The sequence below is a fragment of the Campylobacter vulpis genome (assembly GCF_014217995.1).
GTDB classification, from domain to species: domain Bacteria; phylum Campylobacterota; class Campylobacteria; order Campylobacterales; family Campylobacteraceae; genus Campylobacter_D; species Campylobacter_D vulpis.
Window position 1 is genome coordinate 1,099,121 of record NZ_CP041617.1, and the last position, 20,786, is coordinate 1,119,906.

The window sequence follows — 20,786 nt, forward strand, 5'->3', positions numbered from 1 at the left end:
GTATAATTACAAAAATACACTATCAATGGGATATAAATGGGCGTTTTTCTTGTCGTTTTGGGAGGGATTTTTTGGGCTGTAAGTGGGGTGTTGGCGGAATATCTTTTTGAAAATCATTATAGCGTTGAGTGGGTGAGTTTTTACCGCCTTTTTTTCACGGGAATTTTGCTAATTATCATAAGTTTAAGACATTTTGAACGACAAATTTTCACGCAAAAAAGCACCTTAATGTCTCTTTTAATCTACGCTGCTTTTGGACTTTTGCTAACACAATATGGCTATTTTAAGGCGATTTTTTACACAGACGCTGGCACGGCTACGATGATACAATATAGCGCTCCTTTAATCATTATGCTTTTTCTTTGCTTCAAAGAGAAAATTCTACCTAAAAAGCTTGAAATTATAGCTCTAACTTTCATCTTAAGTGCGCTCTTTTTAATCGCCACAGGAGGAAATTTAAGTGATTTTCAAATCAATTTTTGGGGACTTTTTTGGGCTTTAGGTGGAGCTTTTGGAGTGGCATTTTACTCACTTTGTGCAAGACATATCATAGAAAAATATGGCATTTTTTTACTGATGGGCTGGGCAAGTTTGATAGCTAGTGGAATTTTATTTATTTTACTCCTTGGCAAAATTCCTTTTTATCCTTTTGAGTTAAAAGCTTATTTGGCAATGGCTGGGATTATTTTCATAGGCACGATAGGAGCATTTTGTCTTTATTTAAAAGGAGTTGAGTATATCGGTGCTTTAAGAGCGAGTATGATAGCTTGCATTGAGCCTGTGGCAGCAGCTTTTATGTCATATTTTTTCCTTAAAACGCAGTATAGTTTTTTGGAACTTTTCGCCTTTAGTCTCATTATTATTAGTGTCTTTTTAAATGCAATGAAAAGAAAACCAAAAATTGACTAAAGCTTGTTATAATTTGCTTTTTAAACAAGGAAAAAAATGCAGGTAGAAGTAAAAGTCAAAAATCCCTACAAAGTCTTTATTAATGAGGGTTTGAATTTAAATTTTAAAGGTAAAGTTGCCATTTTAACTAACCCAAAAATCGCAGGACTTCATCTTAAAAACTTACTGGAGAAAATCGAGTGCGAGGAGCTTTTTATCATCAGCGTTAAGGACGGGGAGGAGTATAAAAATTTAAGCACAATAGAAGAAATTTTAAACCAAATGTGTAATTCTAAGCTTGATAGAAAAAGCCTTTTAATTAGCTTTGGCGGAGGAGTGATAAGCGATATGGGGGGCTTTGCGGCTAGCATTTATCAAAGAGGCATTAAATTTATAAATATCCCTACCACACTTTTAGCCTGCGTGGATGCGGCTGTGGGAGGGAAAACTGGGGTTAATAATCATTTTGGTAAAAATCTCATTGGTACTTTTTATCAACCTAAGGCTGTATATTGTGAAAGTGCATTTTTAAGGACTTTGGGACAAAGGGAGCTTAGTGCGGGCTTAGCTGAATTTATTAAAATGGCAATTATTTTTGATGCAAACTTGCTTGATTTTATAGAAAAAATTGACGCAAAAAATTTCCTAAAAGCACAATGTGAAGATGAAATTTTTATAAAAATCATCGCAAAAAGTGTCGAACTAAAAGCTAAGATTGTCTCTAAAGATGAGAAAGAAAGCGGAGTTAGAATGCTGCTTAATTACGGACACACTTTTGCCCACATCATAGAAAATGAGACGCATTATAAAAGCTATTTGCACGGAGAAGCCGTAGCCATAGGTATGAATATGGCAAATCATTTAAGCTACGAACTAGGACTTTTAAGCAAGGAAGAATGTGAAAGAATTAAGAATCTTTTGCAAAAATTCGCCCTACCTACATATTATAAAATTGAAAATATCCACGAGTTTTATCAGGCTTTTTTCCTAGATAAAAAAAGTGCAAATCACAAAATCCGCTTTATCCTACCCGCACCGCTTGGAAAGGGCATCATCAAAGAAGATGTCCCTAAATCAATCCTTTTAAAAAGCTTGGAGCATTTTATATGAAAAAAATCCTTTTCTTAGCTTTTTTTGCCATATTTTCTTTTGCAGAGCTTAATACAAGCTTAATTTTAGAAAGTAAGGCTAAAATCAATACACTAAATACCATTATCGATGCTAGTATTTATAATATACGCTATGATAATTTCATCAAATATCAACAAATTAGCGATGAGCTTATACTCTTAAGAGAGGAGCTAAATAAAGAGCATTTAAGCTACGAGCAAAAAGACGCAACGCAGAGTAAAATCGCAAATTTAGAAGAGCAACTCAAACTTTTAAAAGATTATAAAAATCTTAACTTTACGCAAAATTTAAATATCAATGAAAATGTCGAAGTTCTCCCAAAGCTTACCAATCCTCTTGCCATCATCGGTGCTTTTTCTCATATCAAAAAATTAAAAGACGAAAAAGATGAGCATATTTTAAAAATGAAAGAATTTGAAAATTTGGTTTTAAAGATTAAGGAAAAAAATGCCGAACTTAAAGAGCTTGTAAAACTAGATAATAGCAAAGAAAATTTAAACGCTCTTAAAGAATCAAATAAAAAATTGAGCGAATTTGAAAATGCTCTGCAATTTGCACAAGTGTCCTTTTCTGTGTATGAGAAAAAAATTGAAGATGAAATCACGCGTGTAAATGCCGAGATTAAAGTGCAAACGCTAAGAGCGGTTAATATCCTTATCGCCATTATCTTAGTTATCATCGCCTCTTTTTGTTTGAAATTGATTGCTAAAAAATATATTAAAGATAATGAACGCTACTACACCGCAACTAAAATTATCAATTTTATCAATCTCAACCTTATCCTTTTAATCCTCCTTTTTGCCTATATCGAAAACATCACTTATCTTGTTACCATACTTGGCTTTGCCTCTGCTGGACTTGCCATCGCTATGAAAGATATGTTTATGTCTATGCTTGGGTGGTGCGTGATAATTTTTGGCGGGAGTATGAGAGTGGGAGACCGCATTAAAGTGATACAAAATGACATTACTTATATAGGAGACATTATTGACATTTCTTTTTTACGTATTACCATTTATGAGACCCTGACCCTAGAAACTTATATGAAAAATCGCCGCAGTGGGCGGATTATCTTTATCCCAAATAATTATGTTTTCACGCATTTAATCGCAAATTATACCCATCACGGAATGAAAACCGTGCTAGATGGCATTGACATAACCTTAAGTTTTGATTCTAATTTAGAAAAGGCTAAGGACATTATGGAGCAAATCATCATTAAACAAGCCAAACCCTACACTGAACTGGCTAAAAAAGCAATGCGTAAATTACAAAATGAATATAGCATTAAAAATCCTAAGGTTGAGCCTAAAATTTACATCTTTTTTGAACACTGGGGCATAAGACTTTCTGCTTGGTATATGACAAATGCTTATGCAGCACTGAATCTAAGAAGCACGATTAGCAAAGAGCTTATTACGGAGCTAATGAAGCACGAGGACATTAAAATCGCCTATCCTAGTCAAAATCTTTATTTAGATAAAAGGCAAAATGCTATACCAAAAGAGCTTTTAAGGGATTTTAATGCGTAAAATTTTTTTAAAAACTTTTGGTTGCAGGACAAATATTTATGATAGTGAGCTGATAAAGGGCTATATTAAAGACTTTAAACTGACAAATGATGAAAAAGAGGCAGACATTGTCATTATTAATTCTTGCACAGTTACAAATGGTGCTGATAGTGGCTTAAAGACTTACATTAACAATCTTAAGAAAAATAATATTAAGGTCATTTTAACAGGCTGTGCAGCAGTGAGTAAGGGCAAGGAACTTTTAGATAATGGGGCGATTTTTGGCGTTTTGGGTGCGTCAAATAAAGCTAAAATCAATGAATTGTTAAAAGAAAAAAAGCGTTTTTATGAACTTGGGGACTTAAATTTCATTGATAAGGACATTGTTAAAAACTATGAAAATCACACAAAAGCCTTTGTGAAAATTCAAGAAGGCTGCGATTTTAACTGCTCTTATTGCATTATACCTAGCGTAAGAGGCAAATCAAGAAGTATAAAAGAAAGTGATTTATTAGAGCAGATTAAAATCTTAATACAAAATGGCTACACAGAAATCGTCCTTACAGGCACAAATATAGGCTCTTACGGCTTAAAAGACGGCACGACCTTAGGCAAACTTTTGCAAAAAATGATGCAAATTTCAGGGCTAAAACGCATTCGTTTAGGCAGTTTAGAACCTGCACAAATTGACGAAAGTTTTATGGAAATTTTAGATGAAAAATTACTTGAAAGACATCTTCATATCGCCTTACAACACACCAGCGAAACAATGCTACGCATTATGAGACGCAGAAGCCATACAAAAGATGACTTAAAGCTTTTTCAAACCCTTTCTTCAAAGGGCTTTGCTTTAGGAACAGATTTTATCGTAGGACACCCCGGAGAAAGCGAGGAGCTGTGGCAAGAGGCTTTAAAGCATTTTATGGATTTTAAACTCACTCATATTCACGCTTTCATCTTTTCGCCAAGAAATAATACCCACTCCGCCACTCTTAAAAACACCATCAAAGGCGACCTTGCAAAAGAAAGGCTTAACACCCTTAAAGCCATAGTGCAAAAAAATAATTTTGAATTCAGAAAGGCAAATAAAATCAAGCTTGAAGTGCTAGTAGAAAGCGAGAAAAACGGCTTTTATGAGGGCTATGACCAATTTTTTAATAAAATGAAAATTGTAAGTCAAAAAGATCTAAGTAAAATGTGGCTAAATGTCGAAAATTACGAAATCAAAGAGGAATTTAACGAAACGAGGATAGAATGAAAAATAACAAAATCATACTTTTTTCTTTTGGGATTTTATGCGTGCTTTTAGCCATAGTGTATTTTAAAAACGAACCCAAATTTATCGATGAAGCACTCTACAAAAGCCTTTTGGAACAAAAGCTTATCCAAGAAGCCATTATTAATAAAGATGAAATTTTACTCAAAGCCGCAGGAGAGCATTATGTCATCATCAAAGAAGGTGTAGATATTAAAGAGCTTTTAGCAAATGTGCCCGTGGAAATCAAAAAAGATTATAGTGCTTGGATTATTTTTGTCTTTTTGGTTTTTTTATTAGCCTTGCTGATTAGCTTTAATTTGTTTCGCCGCAAAAAAGAAGGGCAAAAATTCCCCATAAACCACGCCCCAGCCTCCCCTCTACAAGAGCCACTTAGCTCCATAAAACCTGTGATTTCTAGCATTACTTTTGACGATGTTGCAGGGGTAAGTGAAGTGAAAATGGAGCTTAACGAGTTGGTTGATTTTCTTAAAAATCCTCAAAAATACAAAAAATTTGGTGTCAAAATGCCAAAAGGCGTTTTAATGATAGGACCGCCAGGAGTGGGTAAAACCCTCATTGCAAAAGCTGTGGCGGGTGAGGCTTGTGTGCCTTTTTTTTATCAATCAGGCTCAAGCTTTGTCGAAATTTATGTAGGAATGGGCGCAAAAAGAGTGAGGGAGCTTTTTTCCAAGGCTAAAATGATGGCGCCAAGTATCATTTTTATCGATGAGATTGATGCGGTGGGTAAGGCTAGAAATGAGCTTTCAAACGGAGAAAGAGATAGCACACTTAATCAACTCTTAACCCAAATGGACGGCTTTGAGGATAATAGCGGAGTCATCGTCATCGCCGCAACGAATAAAATCGAACTCATGGACGAAGCATTGCTGCGTTCAGGACGCTTTGATAGACGCATTTTTCTTTCCTTGCCTGATTTCAAAGACCGCTTTAAAATTCTAGAAATTTATATGAAAAATAAAAAAAATCAAGTTGATTTAGAAAAAATAGCCAAATTAAGCGTAGGTTTTAGCGGTGCTGGACTTGAAACCCTTGTCAATGAAGCTGCGATTAACGCATTAAGGCGTGGGAGTGAAGTGGTGGAAGATAGCGACTTTTATGCGGTTTTAAATAAAGTGCTTTTAGGCAAAAGAAAAATCCTTAATTTAAGCGAAAAAGAAAAGCAAATTCAAGCACATTATCAAGCGGCAAAGGCTTTGTGTGCGTATTATTTTGATGTGAAATTTGATAAAATCACGCTCATTGAGGACCGCTTTAAAGAATATGAGGCTAATATCAAATCAAAATCCGAGCTTTTAAATAAAATCAAAACTCACCTTGCAGGTTTTATGGCTATGCAACTTTTATATAATGAAAGCTACACAAATTCACAGCAAGACTTTATCAAAATCAAGGAACTAGTGGATTTTATGCTAGGTTTTAATATGATAGAAGAAAAAAATTTGGAAAGAGAAAAAAGCGAAGTTAAAGAATTTTTAAAAACGCGAAAAGAACTCGTTGCAAATTTGGCTAAACTTTTACTAGAAAAAGAAAGTTTAACCTACGAAGATGTGAAAAAAATAAGTCTATAAAGGAAAAAATGAAAGCAAAAGGAAGTGAGTTAATCCCTATTTTAACCATAGCTGGAAGCGATTGTAGTGGGGGCGCTGGTGTGCAAGCGGATTTAAAAACCTTTAGCGCACATAAGCTTTTTGGTATGAGTGTGATTTTAAGTGTGGTTGCGGAAAACACCGCAAGGGTAATTAGTGTGCATAATGTGCCAACTAGGTGCGTTGAAGAGCAGTTTGAAGCAGTGTTTGAGGATATCCCTCCTAAGGCTGTTAAAATCGGTATGATAGGAAGTAAGGAGCTAATGCTTTGTGTAAGGGAGAATTTAGAGCGTTTTAAGCCTGAAAATGTCGTCATTGACCCCGTGATGTTTGCTAAAAATGGCTTTGCCCTAATGCCTAGTGAGTGTTGTGAATTTTTTAAGGAAAATATCTTACAATTTGCCGATATACTTACTCCAAATATCCCAGAAGCAGAGTTTTTAAGCGGTTTTACAATTCAAAATGAAGAAGAGATGATAAGGGCAGCCAAATTCCTTCACACTAAAGGTGCAAAAGCTGTTTTAATCAAGGGCGGACATAGAAGTGAAAATGCTAACGATGTTTTTTTTGACGGGAAACAAATTCACATCTTAAAAGGCGAACGCATAGAGACAAAAAACACGCACGGCACAGGCTGCACCTTAAGCTCTGCCATTGCCTCAAATTTAGCACTAGGTAAAACAGAGCTTGAAAGTGTAAAAGATGCGAAAGAATATGTAAGAGGGGCGATTGATTATAGCTTAAATTTAGGTAAAGGTTGCGGACCGACAAATCATTTTTGGGCTTTTAATGCTTGATTTAAGCTTATATCTTGTCGCAAGTCGTGGGAATTTAAGCGATGAAAGCTTTTTAAATGTGCTTGAAAGTGCGATAAATGGGGGAGTGAGCATTATACAACTTAGAGAAAAGAACTTAAATGCAAGAGATTTTTTCACGCTTGGCTTAAAGGTTAAAACACTCTGCCAACAATACCAAATCCCCCTCATCATCAACGATAGAATCGACCTTGCTCTAGCCTTAGATGCTGATGGGGTGCATTTAGGGCAAGAGGATTTACCCTCACAAATCGCAAGAAAAATTCTAGGAAAAGATAAAATCATAGGCTTAAGTCTTAAAAGCTTAAAACAGCTTGAAAGCATTGAGGGAGCAGATTATTTAGGCTGTGGAGCGATTAAAAAAACGCCAACTAAAAAAAGCAGTGTTTTAAGCCTTGAAAATTTGCGTGTAATTTGTGAAAACTCGCCTCTAAGTGTCGTAGCAATCGGTGGCATTGATGAGGAGGTTGTTAAAGAATTAAAAGGCATAAAACTAAGTGGAGTAGCGGTGGTAAGGGCTATTATGGAGGCACAAAATCCTACTTTAGCTGCGAAAAAACTAAAAAAGGCTGTGTGTGAAAATCTATCTCTTAAATGAAGCGAAATTTGAGGGAGTGGAAAACCTTATTTTAAATGAAATAAAATTTTTCGATTTTAATGTCAATTTAAAAGATTTTAATGCTCTTATCCTAACATCTAAAAACGCCCTCAAAGCTCTAGAAAAAGCTAAGATTGAGCTTGATTTTACCTTGCAAATTTATGCTGTGGGAGAAAAAACAGCAAAAGAGGCAAAAAAACTCGGCTTCACAAAGATAAAAATTCCATCACTTGCCTATGGAAAAACGCTTTTTGATGAATTTAAAGAGGAATTAAAAGGGCGAAAATGCCTTTATCTTAGGGGTAAAAATATCGCCTCAAGGCTCAATGAAGATTTACGAAACTACGGAGTAAAACTAAAAGAGCTAATCGTTTATGAAAATGTCTTTAAGCCTTGCAAAATAGAACTTAAACAACCTGCCATTTTTATTTTTAGTTCTCCGCTTAGTGCCTTAAATTTTTTAAAATCTTACAAAGCACACCCCAAAGATGTCTTCATCACCATAGGACTAAGCACAGCAAAAGCACTTAAGGACTTTAAGTGTCATCTTGCAAAAGAGCCGACAATTAAGGCTTGTGTTGATTTAGCTAGACTTTATAAAACTTCACTCCAGCAAGATTAAGGGTTTTTACCTGTCCTTTTTCAAGGAGATTTTTTAAATTTTCCTTACTTTTTGCATCAAAACACTCCACATCAAATTCACTTTGAGGACGCAAACGCAAGGTTGCTAAAAGCTCTTCTTTGCTAAAGCTAAGTTTCACATCTGACTTCTTTTTCGCTATAAAAACAGGTGCGGCATTAATCAACCGACTTAACTCAAAAAGCCTAAGCTCATCAACCCCGCTCACCGCATAAGCAGGAGGTCTATCTATGCTACTTAAATCCACTCTTAAAGGCTTAATTTTTGCTAAAGCTTCATTAAGTAAGACAAATTCCTCCTCCTTATCATTAAGCCCCTTAACCACTAAAATTTCCATCACCAAAGCACCGCTAAACTTAGCCCTAAATTCCGCCATTTTTTCTATCATCGTGCTTAAATGTATCTCTTTTAAGGCTCTATCTATCTTATAAAAGGTTTTTTCATTGGCACTATCAAGACTAAATTTTACAATATCACACAGCATTAAAGCTTGTATTTTTTCCTCATCTAAAACTGCTGTGCCGTTGCTTAAGATGAGAATTTTTTTATCACTAGCAAGCTTTTTAAGCTCTAAAATTAACTCTTTTAAGTGTGGATAAAGACTAGGCTCACCATTAGCAGTTAGAGTTAAAACATCAAATTTCACGCTTTTTTTTAAAACAGCTCGTAACTTGGCTAAAATTTCCTCCACACTCAAAACGTTCTCTTGCTCTTTCATAGGCTTTGCCGCTTCAAGCTCACAATACACGCAGTCAAAGTTACACTGCTTTTTTGCTCCGCTTAAATCCACCCCCAAAGAAAGTCCAAAACGCCTAGAATTCACAGGTCCAAAAATGATCATTTTTTAGAGCTTTCTTGCACAAGCTTGATAAAATATTTCGCATTTTCCACAGGGATATCAGGGAGAATTCCATGACCTAGATTAAAAATATGTGCCTTGCCTTGCATTGTTTGTAAAATCTCCTCCACGCCCTTTTTTATGGCATTTTTATCATAAAGCCTACAAGGCTCCATATTACCTTGCAGGGTAAATTTATGAGAAAGTTTATCTCTAGCTAAATCAAGTGGGGTGCTCCAATCCACTCCAAACACATCAAATTCCCCATCAATTCTATCCAAATACCCGCTCACACCTTTTGGAAAAACTATTACAGGGATATGCGGATATTTTCGCTTAAGATACGCACTAAGCTCACGCATATAAGAAAAAGAAAATTCAAAAAACGCCTCCTCCTCTAAAGCCCCAGCCCAGCTATCAAAAATCTGCACCGCATTTGCTCCAGCTTTAATTTGCTCCTCTAAATACAGCTTTAACACTTCATTTAATGTTCTTAAAATTTGATGTAAAAGCTCAGGATTTTGATAAAGCATTTTTTTGCATTTTGCATAATTTTTACTCCCCCTACCCTCTATCATATAAGTAGCTATCGTCCAAGCACTCCCGCAAAATCCTATCAAAGCCTTATCTTTTGGGAGTTTTTCCCTTGTCAAAGAAAGAGCGTCATAGACATAATGAAGCTTTTTAACCGCACTTAAATCATCAAGTTTATCTAAATCTTCTTTATTTTGGAGTGGAGTGCTAAAAACAGGTCCCTCGCCTTTTTCAAAACGCAGCTCAAGTCCCATTTCTAAAGGCACGACCAAAATATCAGAAAAAATAATCGCCGCATCCACGCCCAAAATATCCACAGGCTGTAAGCTCACTTCACTAGCCTTTTTATAATCCTTACAAAGTGAGAGAAAATCCCCCGCACTCTTTCTAACTGCCATATATTCGCTCAAATACCGCCCCGCTTGACGCATCATCCACACAGGAGTATAGGGCGTTTGTCTCTTAAAACACGCATCGATAAAAATCATTTTTTGTCCTTTTTAAATTATTCATTTCTTAAAGTATCTAAAATATTCACTTCAGTCGCCTTTTTTGCAGGGTAAAATGAAGAAAGAGCGATGATAAATAAAGCTCCCACTAAGGTTAAAATAAAATCTAAAATAGATAAATCAAGTGGCAATTTTGAAGTGCCATACACATCAGCAGGTAAAGAAACGATGTTGTAATTCCCCAAAAACCACAAAGTTAGAAAGGCTAAAATCACCCCGCACACCATACCACTACCCCCTATTAGCATACCAAGAGCAAAAAAGCTTTTTTTAATCTCCGCTCTACTTGCACCAAGTGCGAGTAAAAGGGCGATTTCACTACGGCGGTTCATCACTATCATTAAAAGCGAACTTATTATATTAAGCCCAGCAACAAGGATAATGAGCATTAAAACGATAAATAAAGCCCTTTTTTCAAGCTCTAGGGCGGAGAAGAAATTTTGATTTTGCTCCCACCAACCTATGGCGGCATAATCTTGCCCCAAATAAGCTTTAAGTTTTTCTATATCCTTAAAAGCATTTTCGCTATAAATATGCACACCATCATAGCCCTCTTTCACGCCTAAAACCTTTCTAAGTACTTTAGCATCGACATACATATAAGCTTTATCGTAAAAAATAAGCCCAGAATTAAACTTGGCTTTCACATCAAAACGCTTTGTAGTGGGAGTGAGAGAAAAGCCGCTAGGATTTAAATTTGAAAAGATTAAAGAAAGTTTGTCATTTTTTTTAAGGCGAAATTCCTCCGCCAAAACCTCTCCTATAACTATGTCATAAGAGCTTAAATTCGTGTCTTTCAGGGCGTTTTTAACAACCTCGTTAATCTTTTTTTCTTCCTCAAAATTCACGCCAAAAATCACCCCACCCTCAAAACGGTTATCACTCCTAGCGATGACTTGAGTGCTAAGATAAGGACTAAAAAGCAAATGTGGAAATTCACGCTTTAACTCCGCTACAAATTCATCATCAACGGGTGCATAAAATTTCGGCAAAATCGTAATGGGATAATTCATCACAAAAAAACGTTTTTGAAATTCCTTATCAAAGCCGTTCATTATCGCCATAGCAACCAAAAGAACACAAAGTCCCACGCACACACCCAAAAACGCCAAAAGCATAGAAAGATTGATAAAAGGTTGCTCTTTATCAAAACGAAGGTATTTAAAAAGTAAATAACGCGCTAGACTCATCAAAGTTCTCTCAAAATTAAATTTTTCACATTAAATTCCATATTAATTTAAAAATCATTCATTATTCAATTTTCCAAATCTTAAAAAATTCCTCAATAAGCCTAGCACTACGCTCTTCTACGCTTTGCAAATTCCATTCGTTTTTGTCCAATAATTCGCGAGTGATAAGTAAATCGGCACATTTTTTAATGCAATTTTTACGACTTCCATCGCCTTCTAGCTTTATTTTCCAAGCACAATTTTTTATGGTGCTATTCAAAGAGCCTTTTAAAAGGGTCATATTACCAATTTGATAAATATAATTCTTCGCTTTCTCATCATCGCCAACAATATCCTTCCAATGCGTTTGCCAAGTTTGTGGTATTAAATGCTCCAAAGTATAATCATAATTCAACTCCACTAAATCTTGCTTATCTTTGCTAAGATATCTCCTATATAGCTCTATCCAAAATAAAATAAGTTTTGGAGCTCTATTATTCAAATACAAATGCTCTAAAGCCTTTTCTAATTCACTTCTACTTGGTATATCATTAAGCTTTTCTTTTAAATCTTCTAAAGGATTATTCAAATCAATACTTCTTACAATAGCGGCAAATTTTTTATTATAACTATTTGTATCATACCCACAAACATAACGCGTTATAATGTAATTTTCTATAACTTGCAAACACTCATTTAAAAGTGTCTGCTCTTTAACACTATGACTTAAAAATAAAATTAACGGCATAGCGGTATTGACATTTATCACGCTTATGATATGAAATAAACGCTTCATATCCTCATCAAAACGCAATGCCTCACCTTTAAAAAATGGGAAATTTTTATAAATTTCTGCATATTCCCTAATACTCTTTAAAAAGCTTTCTAGTTCATCATTATCAAAATTTTTAATATGCTCTTTATAAAGAAAACTTAAATCCTCCAAAGAATTTTTCTCTGGATTAAAAAATTGCCCCACAACAGCAAAAGCATGAAGAAAAATTTCACTTTGCACCCTTTTAATTCTACCTATCTCAACTTCTATCTCCCAAAATTCTCTATTTTCTTTCACTTCAAAAATTGCTTCCCAACACTCCTTATAAAGCTTCTCATAATCTGCACCTATTTTAAGAGCCTTTGCAAAAATAGCATTTTTAATAATATCTGTCGCCGTTAGTCTTAAACCAGCCGTGTTAATAGAGTCGAAAATTTTTTGCTCATCTTCATTTGCTTCCAAATTAATAGCAACCCATAATTTTGACTCTAAAATAAAATTTAAAAAGTCCATAAAATCCAATTTTTCACTTTCAATTTGCTCTTTAAAATATTGATAACATTGAAAAATTTCCTCATTTTGATATAAATGATTAATCCCCTCATCGCCACGCAAAACAACCGCAAAAACTTCTCTATCAACTTTAGAATGCTCTATTCTTGGCTTTTTATTTTTAGTTGGTTTTTGAAACAAATACTCAGTATAATCACTCTTATCTTGATCGTCTAAACGCTCATATAGCACCTTTACTAAAAGGGAAAAGGTTGTTAATCTTTGCTGTCCGTCAATCAAACTTCTTTTTGAACCCTCTCCAGCATTCGTGGCTAATTGCTTAAAAATGACAGAGCCTAAAAAATGGTCTTTTTTATTATCTTTATAACTCTCCTTTAAGTCCTTAAATAATTGTTCCCACTGCTCTTTATCCCAAGCATAAGCTCTTTGAAAAAATGGAACTTCGATACAATTTTCCTCTCGCATAAAGCCAAAATTCTTTTCTGACGCTTTCATCACTTTCCCTTCAACTTACTTTGCATAATCCTCCCTCTTATCAAACTCTATCCGCTACCGCTCCCCTCTTAGGACCACTTTTTCCGTGGCATTCTTTAAATTTCTTTCCGCTTCCGCAAGGGCAAGGAGCATTTCTAGGCACTTTTTTAAATTCCGCTTCGCCTAAATGATTCTCACTCGCACCCATTTGTGCAGTATTTTCCAAAAATTCCTCATTTTCCTTGCTTACCTTTTGCTCTAAATTTTCCGCCTCTTTTTGTGAAAACTGCACACTAAAAAGTAGCTTGATGCTATCAAATTTAATACGCTCAACTAGCTCTAAGAAAAGATTATAGCTCTCTTTTTTATATTCCACCAAAGGGTCCTTTTGATTATACCCTCTAAGTCCTATGCCCGTTTTTAAAATATCCATTTGATACAAATGCTCTCTCCAAGCATTATCTAAAACTTGCAAATACAAAATTCTCTCAATATTTCTTAACTGCTCTGTTGCAACTTGTGCCATTTTCTCTTCATAAGAGCGTTCCAAAATTTCGCTTAATTTCTCCTCCAAAGCGACCAAATCAAGCTCCTTAAAATCCGACTCATCAATTTCAGTCGCAAAATCGTGAGCTATTTTTTGCTTTAAGCCCTCAAAATCGTCCAAACTCTCACCCATCATCATAGAATTTAGGGTATTTTGTGCGTATTCTTTAATATTTTGCGAGATTTTTGCTCTAATGTCATAATTTTCATCTAAAAGCTCATTGCGGTAACGATAAATCGTCTTTCTTTGCTCATTTGCCACATCATCATATTCTAGCAAGTGCTTACGACTTTCAAAATGCAAACTTTCCACCTTTTTTTGCGCATTTTCCACCGCCCTTGTAACAATGCGACTTTCAATGCTCTCTCCCTCTTTAATGCCAAGCCTTTCCATAATGCCCTTAATCTTATCGCCCCCAAAAATTCGCAAAAGATTATCCTCAAGGCTTAGGTAAAAACGGCTCGTCCCCGGATCCCCCTGACGCCCTGCACGCCCACGAAGCTGATTGTCAATTCTACGGCTCTCGTGCCTTTCTGTGCCGATGATGTAAAGTCCGCCAAGCTCTCTAACCTCATCATTGATTTTTATATCCACTCCACGCCCTGCCATATTAGTCGCTATGGTAACCGCACCTTTTTTACCCGCATCAGCGATAATTAAAGCCTCTTGCTCGTGATTTTTAGCATTTAGCACATAATGAGGGATTTTTTCTTTTGCCAACATAGAGTGAAAAACTTCACTTCTTTCAATGCTAGCTGTCCCCACAAGCACAGGCTGTCCCTTAGCATTTGCCTTTTTAATCTCATCAATCACGGCTTTAAATTTTTCCTCTTGAGTTTTATAAATCAAATCGTCCCTATCTTGCCTTTTAATAGGGATATTTGTGGGGATAGAAACGACATCTAAATTATAAATTTGCGAAAATTCAGTCGCTTCCGTTTGTGCTGTGCCTGTCATACCTGCTAATTTATCATACATTCTAAAATAATTTTGAAAGGTAATGTCAGCTAAAGTTTGACTTTCTTCTTGAATTTTCACACCCTCTTTCGCTTCTAAAGCTTGATGAAGTCCCTCGCTAAAACGCCTCCCCTCACTTAAACGCCCCGTAAATTCATCGACAATAACAACTTCATTTCCCCTTAAAACATAATGCACATCTTTTTCAAAAAGATTATGTGCCTTTAGGGCTTGATCGAGCTGATGTGCCAAAATCGCATTATCAAGGCTGTATAAATTTTCCACGCCAAAAAGCTTTTCCGCCTTTGCTATACCCTCTTCTGTGATTAAAATATTGCGATTCTTCTCATCGACTATAAAATCACCACTAGCCTTAATTCCTTTAGCCAAATCCTTAGCCTCTACCGCTTCGCCTTTTTTAAGAGCTTTTGCGACCTCATTTGCTTTAATATAGCCATCTAAAGTGCGGTTAGTAGGACCTGAAATAATCAAAGGCGTTCTCGCCTCATCAATTAAAATGCTATCCACCTCATCGACAATAACAAAATGATGTTCTCTTTGCACCTTTTCAATCTTAGAAAATTTCATATTATCACGCAAATAATCAAAGCCAAATTCGTTATTTGTGCCGTAAGTAATATCGCATTCATAGGCTTTTTTATGTTCTAAATCGCTATTTTGTGAAGATAGCACCGCCCCCACGCTAAAGCCTAAAAAATTATAAATCGCACTCATTTGTTCCGCATCTCTTTTAGCCAAATAATCATTCACCGTAACCACATGCACACCCCTACCACTCATCGCATTTAAAACCACAGGTAAGGTTGCAACTAGGGTTTTACCCTCGCCCGTTTTCATTTCAGCAATTTTACCCTCGTGAAGCACCATACCACCGATGAGTTGCACATCAAAATGACGCATATTAAGCGTTCGTTTTCCCACCTCCCTCACTATGGCAAATACATCATTTAAAAGCTCCTCCAAATTCTTTTTTTCACTTAAAAGCTCTTCTTTAAAGCCTGCAAATTTAGCCTTTAATTCCTCATCGCTCAAATTTTCATAAACACTTTCTAAAGCATTGATTTGTGCTACTCTTTTGAGATATTTTTTAAGCTCGCGTTCATTTTTTGTTCCAAATATATTTTTTATAGCGTTTAAAAGCATTTTAGACCCTTGATGAAATGATTTAAAAGCGTAATTATAACGATTATTTAATTAATTTTATTAGAATATAAAGATAAAATTAAAAACTTTTTGGAGAATTAAAATGAAATTTTTTGCCCTTTTAAGCTTAATTTGTAGCTTAATTTTTGCTTTTGATTATGAAAATTATACAAGTGAATTTATTCAAAGTGTAAGTTCTAAAAATAGCAAATTTGAGTATAAAGGACATTTTATTTTAGAAAAAGATAGAGCCTTTTGGTCCTATGAAAGCCCGAGCAAAAAAGAAATTTATATCAACAAAAATGAAATCGTCATTGTTGAGCACGATTTAGAACAAGTAAGCTTTGCAAGGCTTGAGAAAATCCCTAATTTAAATGTCATTTTCAAACAGGCTAAAGAAATAAGCCCTAATAAATTTAAAGCTCGTTATGAAAATGTCGATTATTTCATCACGCTTTTTAATGACGAAGTTAAAAGCATACAATACATCGATGAATTTGAAAATAAAGTGCTTATCACACTTCATAAACCTCAAAAAAATACCAAAATCAATCCTCAAGTTTTCAAGCCAAAATTCCCGCAAAATTACGATATTTTACGCTAATTTTGTGTCGCATTTGCGTCAAATTCAAGCTCAAAACCTGTTGTGTTATTTTCAAGGCTTAAGCCCCTTTTTATCTCTGCCTCAATGTTTTTAGAAAGCTCAAAAAGCTTAGGATCAATTCTCTCATCTTCTCGCTTTTCTTCATTTTCACTTAAATTTTCAAAGATTTTTGGCAAGGATAAATTATCATTTTGCTGACTCAAATTTGTCTCTATTTGTGGCACTTGCACCTTTGGAATTTCAAGCTTTGGTGCGTTTTCCAAATCCTTTACGCTTTCTTTAACTTCCTCTTTGACATTTTTAGCATCTGTGCTTTCTAAGAAACGCTTAAATTCTTCAATGTCAAATTTCTCCACCCCACTTAAAGAAAGAATATAAATGTCATTGAGCTTAATTTTATATTTTTTATCTACAAATTTACTTAAGGTTTTTTTAAAATTATTTTTACCTAGCTCCGTAAAAATATCCTCATAAAAAAAGCCTGAAATCACAGTATTTACACTATCAGTAAGCTTTTTTTCATTGTGCTTAAGATTTTTACCCTCAAATTCTAAAGAAATTTCAATCTTTTTCAGCACATTTACTCCGCTTTTTGAGTAAAGTTCCGTCCTTAATTTCTCAAGTTCTACTACTTCGGCACTTAAAAATAAAGGTAAAATTAAACTTAATATTATTTTTTTCATCACAAATCCTTATTTACAATTCCAAATCGATAAAATCGTTTTCTTTATAAAAACGACTTACATTTTCATCAAATTTTAACGCTTTTTCAAAATAAGTTCTAAAATCCCAATTTTTAGAATACAAAATTTTAAGATTTTGCGGATTAGTCGCTCTTGAAAGTGCTACATAAAGCTGTCCATTTTCAAAAATATGATCAATATCACACACAAGCTTTTCTATACTCATTCCTTGTGATTTGTGAATAGTAATCGCATAGGCTAATTTTATAGGATACTGCACCACACTTGCTCTAATATTTAAATCAAGCCCATCGCCCTCCTCCTTAAACTCGCTAAGCTCGAAAGTGTAAGGCTCTAAAAGGATCATTTGTCCGTTATTTTTCATAATCTGCAAAAGCACCCCTCTCTCATCTTCTATAATGTCCTCAATCACTCCTTGCTCACCATTATAATAATTTTGCTCAAAATGATTCATACAAAAAATAATTCTAGCCCCCACCTTTACCTTAAGCTCCTCCAAAATCCCAAGCCCACTTGCCCAAGCCTTAAACTGATGCTCACTTAAACTTTCATCTTTCTTTTCAAATTTAGCCTTGAAATTTAACAAAGGAGCGTTGATTTTGGCTAGTTTCTCCTCATTAATAGCATTTGCCCTTTTATTAATCCCGCAAAGCAGGGTAAAACTATCATCTAAATCTTTTAAATCCTGTGTTTTAATGAGAAATTCTTTAAAATAATCTAGCGTTTGTTCCCTTAAATAACCCTCACGCAAAAGGGATAAATGCTCGTAAAATGCAGCATTATTCGTTCTTTTTGGCACAGAAAGTTTGACATTTTTAAGTCTTAATTCCTCCCAAAAAAGTGAAGCAAAAGCGTAGTAAGTATTGACAAATAGGGAATTTTGCCTTTCCTTAACCACAGGGGGTAACTGAAAAAAATCTCCCACAAGCAAAATTTTCCCAGAAAAGCCCGAATTTTTAAGCCTTAACGCTACCATATCAAAAATAGTCGCACTTACCATAGAAATTTCATCAATGATGATTAAATCAAGCTTAGAAAGCACTTTTTCCAGCTTGTTTAATTTATTCTTTTGCAATCTATCATAATTTTTCAAATCCTCAAAATTTTCTATTCGCCCTAAACAAAAAAAGCTATGTAGAGTAACTCCACCAACATTAAAAGCACTCAAAGCACTAGAGCCTAAAGCCACGAGCTTTTTATTTTGTTTTCTATAAGAAAATTTGAGCTGATTCGTTAAAAAACTCTTGCCAACACCCGCTCCACCACTTAAAAAAACATTACGATCTTGCAAAATTTTTTCTAATTTATCAAGCATTATATTTCCTTAAAGTATAATTATAGCCATTTTTTGTAAAAGGTTTATTATGCGTTATATTTTGTGTTTTGTAGCTTTTTTATTTATGGCTTGCTCCACCCACAAAGCCCCTCAAAAAAGTTTAGAAAAACCCATTTTACAAACAACAAATTCTTTTTATGCCAACTTAGAATTTGAGCAAAATTTAAGTATGCTTCCCACCCTAAATAGCACCATAAAAACTAATCCACACAAATACAAAGCATCGTTTTTCGCCCCTTGGCATAGCAATTTTAAACAATTTAAAAAGGTGAATTTATTTTGGTCTTTTAGCGGATATAAAAGCGGAAATTATTATTTTTTCAATAAACAAAAAATCCCCCTTTCGTGGTTCAACACTCAAATCAAAAATGCCAACACAAAAGCACTTAATTCACTCAATCAAAAAGCCCTAGTCGTGCAAAATAGCATTTTAAAAAATTTCCCCACTCAAAAAGCGATTTTGAAAAATCCTTTTTTACAAGGGGAGGGAATTCCCTTTGATTATGCAAGCGATTCTGTTTTAAATGCTGGAAGTGCCGTTTTGATCTCGCATTTGAGTTTAGATAAACGCTATGCTTTTGTGATGAGTGAAAGTGGCTTTGGCTTTGTGGAGAGAAAAAATTTAGAACTTTTTGATGATAAAAGAACAAAAATTTATGAGAGCCTTAATTTCATCACCCCACTTAAAGAAAAAATGCCCATTTTAGATGAAAGGGGGCAATTCTTTTTTGAAACACGCATAGGCGCACTTTATCCCTATTATAAGCAAGATAAAAATTATTATTATGGAAAAATAGGTGCTAGAAAATACAAAATTTCCAAAAAAATCGCTTCTTCTTTTCCATTAAAATTTGATGATACGCATTTAAAACACCAAATTTCACAGCTTTTAACGCGTCCTTATGGTTGGGGTGGATATGATTTTGAAAGGGATTGTTCTTTATTTTTAAGAGATATTTTTGCACCCTTTGGACTTTATCTCCCACGCAATTCTTTAGCACAAAACAAAAGCTTTAAAAATTTCGATATTAGCTTTTTAAATAATGAAGAAAAAAAGGAGCTTTTAAAACGCTTCGCAAAACCTTACGCCACGCTACTTTATATGAAAGGGCATATTATGCTTTATGCAGGAGAGCTTGATGATAAAAGCGTAGCGTTGCATAGCATTTGGGGTTTGCGTTTAGATGAAAAGCAAAGGCTTTTAATAGGACAAAGCGTCTTCACAAGTCTAGAAATAGGCAAAAATCAAATTCCAAAAGAAAATTTACTCCTTAGCAAACTCTCTCATCTTAGCTTTTTAGAACTTAACGACTATGAAGTTTTGGAGCTTAGCAGCTATCTTTCTAAGCTAAAGCCTCCTTTGTGATTTTTTCGACATACTTGGCTCTAAGTTTTGGGACAAATTCGCCCACCTTCCCCCCATTTATAAGCTTTCCGTCTGCCTTTACTACGCTAAGAAGCAAAAGTGTGGCTGCTGAGATAAAGACCTCATCAGCCTCATAAACCTCCTGCATACTAAAGGCTCTTTGTTCGATTTTTAAGCCAAGATCGTGTGCAAATTTAAGGATATTTAATCTTCTAATACCCGGCAAAATCGCATTGGAAAAAGGCTTAGTGATGAGAGTTTGATTTTTAATAATAAAAGCAGAAGCACTTGAAGCTTCATTGACTTTGCCATCCTCTATCATAAAAGCCTCAAATGCCCCAGCCTCAATAGCTTGCTCCTTAGCATAGCACTGTGCTAAAAGAGAGATAGACTTTATATCACGCCTCCTCCAACGCAAATCAGGCACACTAATCACACTCACTCCCTCTTCAAATTCATTTTTCAAAACACTACATTCAAAAACAAAAGCCATAACAGTAGGCTTAAGACTTTTTACAAAGCCAAATTCCCTAGACGCCACACCCCTAGTTATCTGCATATAAACTCCACCCTCTTTAAGCGAATTTTTAGCAATAAGTTCCTTTAAAATGTCTTCAAATTCCTCTCTTGCATAAGGCAAACTAAGCTTAATTGCCCCTAAACTTCTCTCAAATCTATGCCAAAATTCCTCCTTATCGACCATTTTAGAAAAGACAACGGGCACAACCTCATAAATCCCATCACCAAAAATAAAGCCTCTATCAAAAATGCTAACTTTCGCCTTATCTTTTTGTAAAAATTCTCCATTTAAAAAAACTATCTCTTTTTCTTGCATCATTTCAAAGCCT

18 protein-coding genes are annotated in these 20,786 nt (G+C 34.9%); 10 read left to right on the forward strand and 8 right to left on the reverse strand.

The window, feature by feature from the left end:
- The first annotated feature begins 36 nt into the window (after window positions 1-36).
- Genes CVULP_RS05675 through CVULP_RS05710 form a run of 8 tightly spaced genes read left to right on the forward strand, consistent with a single transcriptional unit; the run spans window position 37 to window position 8,430 of the window.
- Entirely contained in the window at window positions 37-909 is an 873-nt protein-coding gene (locus CVULP_RS05675; protein ID WP_099507583.1) for a DMT family transporter, read from the forward strand.
- A 36-nt stretch (window positions 910-945) separates the two neighbouring features.
- A complete protein-coding gene (aroB, locus tag CVULP_RS05680) occupies window positions 946-1,998 on the forward strand; it encodes a 3-dehydroquinate synthase (RefSeq protein ID WP_099507582.1) in 1,053 nt (350 codons plus the stop codon).
- On the forward strand, window positions 1,995-3,551 hold the full coding sequence (locus CVULP_RS05685; protein ID WP_099461672.1) for a mechanosensitive ion channel domain-containing protein: 1,557 nt from the start codon (window positions 1,995-1,997) through the stop codon (window positions 3,549-3,551). Before aroB ends, CVULP_RS05685 begins: the two co-directional genes overlap by 4 nt.
- A complete protein-coding gene (gene mtaB / locus CVULP_RS05690) occupies window positions 3,544-4,788 on the forward strand; it encodes a tRNA (N(6)-L-threonylcarbamoyladenosine(37)-C(2))-methylthiotransferase MtaB (RefSeq protein ID WP_099507581.1) in 1,245 nt (414 codons plus the stop codon). Before CVULP_RS05685 ends, mtaB begins: the two co-directional genes overlap by 8 nt.
- Window positions 4,785-6,377 (forward strand): ATP-dependent metallopeptidase FtsH/Yme1/Tma family protein, encoded by a 1,593-nt coding sequence (locus CVULP_RS05695; RefSeq protein ID WP_099507580.1) that lies wholly within the window; start codon window positions 4,785-4,787, stop codon window positions 6,375-6,377. The genes mtaB and CVULP_RS05695 overlap by 4 nt, the downstream gene beginning before the upstream one ends.
- Window positions 6,378-6,385: 8 nt before the next feature.
- Window positions 6,386-7,192, forward strand: a complete 807-nt coding sequence (thiD, locus tag CVULP_RS05700; protein ID WP_099461669.1) for a bifunctional hydroxymethylpyrimidine kinase/phosphomethylpyrimidine kinase — start codon at window positions 6,386-6,388, stop codon at window positions 7,190-7,192.
- Window positions 7,185-7,808, forward strand: a complete 624-nt coding sequence (thiE, locus tag CVULP_RS05705) for a thiamine phosphate synthase (RefSeq protein WP_099507579.1) — start codon at window positions 7,185-7,187, stop codon at window positions 7,806-7,808. Before thiD ends, thiE begins: the two co-directional genes overlap by 8 nt.
- On the forward strand, window positions 7,786-8,430 hold the full coding sequence (locus tag CVULP_RS05710) for a uroporphyrinogen-III synthase (RefSeq protein ID WP_099507578.1): 645 nt from the start codon (window positions 7,786-7,788) through the stop codon (window positions 8,428-8,430). The genes thiE and CVULP_RS05710 overlap by 23 nt, the downstream gene beginning before the upstream one ends.
- On the opposite strand, the gene CVULP_RS05715 is transcribed toward CVULP_RS05710, so the two are convergent.
- The 5 genes from CVULP_RS05715 to secA form a co-directional block, all read right to left on the reverse strand.
- Window positions 8,396-9,289, reverse strand: coding sequence for a radical SAM protein (locus tag CVULP_RS05715; protein WP_099507577.1), 894 nt, complete (start codon window positions 9,287-9,289; stop codon window positions 8,396-8,398). The two genes, CVULP_RS05710 and CVULP_RS05715, sit on opposite strands and share 35 nt — an antisense overlap.
- On the reverse strand, window positions 9,286-10,308 hold the full coding sequence (gene hemE, locus CVULP_RS05720; protein WP_099507576.1) for a uroporphyrinogen decarboxylase: 1,023 nt from the start codon (window positions 10,306-10,308) through the stop codon (window positions 9,286-9,288). The genes CVULP_RS05715 and hemE overlap by 4 nt, the downstream gene beginning before the upstream one ends.
- 17 nt (window positions 10,309-10,325) lie before the next feature.
- Window positions 10,326-11,519: an ABC transporter permease gene (locus tag CVULP_RS05725; RefSeq protein WP_099507575.1), complete on the reverse strand. Its 1,194-nt coding sequence runs from the start codon at window positions 11,517-11,519 to the stop codon at window positions 10,326-10,328.
- 61 nt (window positions 11,520-11,580) lie between these two features.
- The gene (locus tag CVULP_RS05730) at window positions 11,581-13,281 is read right to left on the reverse strand and encodes a DUF262 domain-containing protein (protein ID WP_099507574.1); all 1,701 of its coding nucleotides are present in this window, start codon (window positions 13,279-13,281) and stop codon (window positions 11,581-11,583) included.
- Between the two features lie 40 nt (window positions 13,282-13,321).
- Complete coding sequence (secA, locus tag CVULP_RS05735; RefSeq protein WP_099507573.1) at window positions 13,322-15,928, reverse strand: preprotein translocase subunit SecA; 2,607 nt, start codon at window positions 15,926-15,928, stop codon at window positions 13,322-13,324.
- A gap of 103 nt (window positions 15,929-16,031) precedes the next feature.
- On the opposite strand from secA, the gene lolA reads away from it, so the two are divergent.
- On the forward strand, window positions 16,032-16,532 hold the full coding sequence (gene lolA / locus CVULP_RS05740; RefSeq protein WP_099461661.1) for a LolA-like outer membrane lipoprotein chaperone: 501 nt from the start codon (window positions 16,032-16,034) through the stop codon (window positions 16,530-16,532).
- Here lolA and CVULP_RS05745 read toward each other — a convergent pair.
- Both CVULP_RS05745 and CVULP_RS05750 read right to left on the reverse strand, forming a co-directional pair.
- The gene (locus CVULP_RS05745) at window positions 16,529-17,215 is read right to left on the reverse strand and encodes a hypothetical protein (protein ID WP_099461660.1); all 687 of its coding nucleotides are present in this window, start codon (window positions 17,213-17,215) and stop codon (window positions 16,529-16,531) included. The two genes, lolA and CVULP_RS05745, sit on opposite strands and share 4 nt — an antisense overlap.
- A gap of 13 nt (window positions 17,216-17,228) precedes the next feature.
- Window positions 17,229-18,551, reverse strand: coding sequence for an ATP-dependent DNA helicase (locus tag CVULP_RS05750; RefSeq protein WP_099507572.1), 1,323 nt, complete (start codon window positions 18,549-18,551; stop codon window positions 17,229-17,231).
- A gap of 49 nt (window positions 18,552-18,600) precedes the next feature.
- On the opposite strand from CVULP_RS05750, the gene CVULP_RS05755 reads away from it, so the two are divergent.
- Window positions 18,601-19,938: an SH3 domain-containing C40 family peptidase gene (locus CVULP_RS05755; protein ID WP_099507571.1), complete on the forward strand. Its 1,338-nt coding sequence runs from the start codon at window positions 18,601-18,603 to the stop codon at window positions 19,936-19,938.
- Here CVULP_RS05755 and CVULP_RS05760 read toward each other — a convergent pair.
- A complete protein-coding gene (locus CVULP_RS05760) occupies window positions 19,916-20,776 on the reverse strand; it encodes an aminotransferase class IV (protein ID WP_099507570.1) in 861 nt (286 codons plus the stop codon). The two genes, CVULP_RS05755 and CVULP_RS05760, sit on opposite strands and share 23 nt — an antisense overlap.
- Window positions 20,777-20,786: the final 10 nt, after the last annotated feature.

What these genes read in the sequence shown, in the direction of transcription:
- CVULP_RS05675 (WP_099507583.1), top strand. Translation starts at nt 37, where the DNA reads ATGGGCGTTTTTCTTGTCGTTTTGGGAGGGATTTTTTGGGCTGTAAGT.
- aroB (WP_099507582.1), top strand. Translation starts at nt 946, where the DNA reads ATGCAGGTAGAAGTAAAAGTCAAAAATCCCTACAAAGTCTTTATTAAT.
- CVULP_RS05685 (WP_099461672.1), top strand. Translation starts at nt 1,995, where the DNA reads ATGAAAAAAATCCTTTTCTTAGCTTTTTTTGCCATATTTTCTTTTGCA.
- mtaB (WP_099507581.1), top strand. Translation starts at nt 3,544, where the DNA reads ATGCGTAAAATTTTTTTAAAAACTTTTGGTTGCAGGACAAATATTTAT.
- CVULP_RS05695 (WP_099507580.1), top strand. Translation starts at nt 4,785, where the DNA reads ATGAAAAATAACAAAATCATACTTTTTTCTTTTGGGATTTTATGCGTG.
- thiD (WP_099461669.1), top strand. Translation starts at nt 6,386, where the DNA reads ATGAAAGCAAAAGGAAGTGAGTTAATCCCTATTTTAACCATAGCTGGA.
- thiE (WP_099507579.1), top strand. Translation starts at nt 7,185, where the DNA reads ATGCTTGATTTAAGCTTATATCTTGTCGCAAGTCGTGGGAATTTAAGC.
- CVULP_RS05715 (WP_099507577.1), bottom strand. Translation starts at nt 9,289, where the DNA reads ATGATCATTTTTGGACCTGTGAATTCTAGGCGTTTTGGACTTTCTTTG.
- hemE (WP_099507576.1), bottom strand. Translation starts at nt 10,308, where the DNA reads ATGATTTTTATCGATGCGTGTTTTAAGAGACAAACGCCCTATACTCCT.
- CVULP_RS05725 (WP_099507575.1), bottom strand. Translation starts at nt 11,519, where the DNA reads ATGAGTCTAGCGCGTTATTTACTTTTTAAATACCTTCGTTTTGATAAA.
- CVULP_RS05730 (WP_099507574.1), bottom strand. Translation starts at nt 13,281, where the DNA reads ATGAAAGCGTCAGAAAAGAATTTTGGCTTTATGCGAGAGGAAAATTGT.
- secA (WP_099507573.1), bottom strand. Translation starts at nt 15,928, where the DNA reads ATGCTTTTAAACGCTATAAAAAATATATTTGGAACAAAAAATGAACGC.
- lolA (WP_099461661.1), top strand. Translation starts at nt 16,032, where the DNA reads ATGAAATTTTTTGCCCTTTTAAGCTTAATTTGTAGCTTAATTTTTGCT.
- CVULP_RS05745 (WP_099461660.1), bottom strand. Translation starts at nt 17,215, where the DNA reads ATGAAAAAAATAATATTAAGTTTAATTTTACCTTTATTTTTAAGTGCC.
- CVULP_RS05750 (WP_099507572.1), bottom strand. Translation starts at nt 18,551, where the DNA reads ATGCTTGATAAATTAGAAAAAATTTTGCAAGATCGTAATGTTTTTTTA.
- CVULP_RS05755 (WP_099507571.1), top strand. Translation starts at nt 18,601, where the DNA reads ATGCGTTATATTTTGTGTTTTGTAGCTTTTTTATTTATGGCTTGCTCC.
- CVULP_RS05760 (WP_099507570.1), bottom strand. Translation starts at nt 20,776, where the DNA reads ATGATGCAAGAAAAAGAGATAGTTTTTTTAAATGGAGAATTTTTACAA.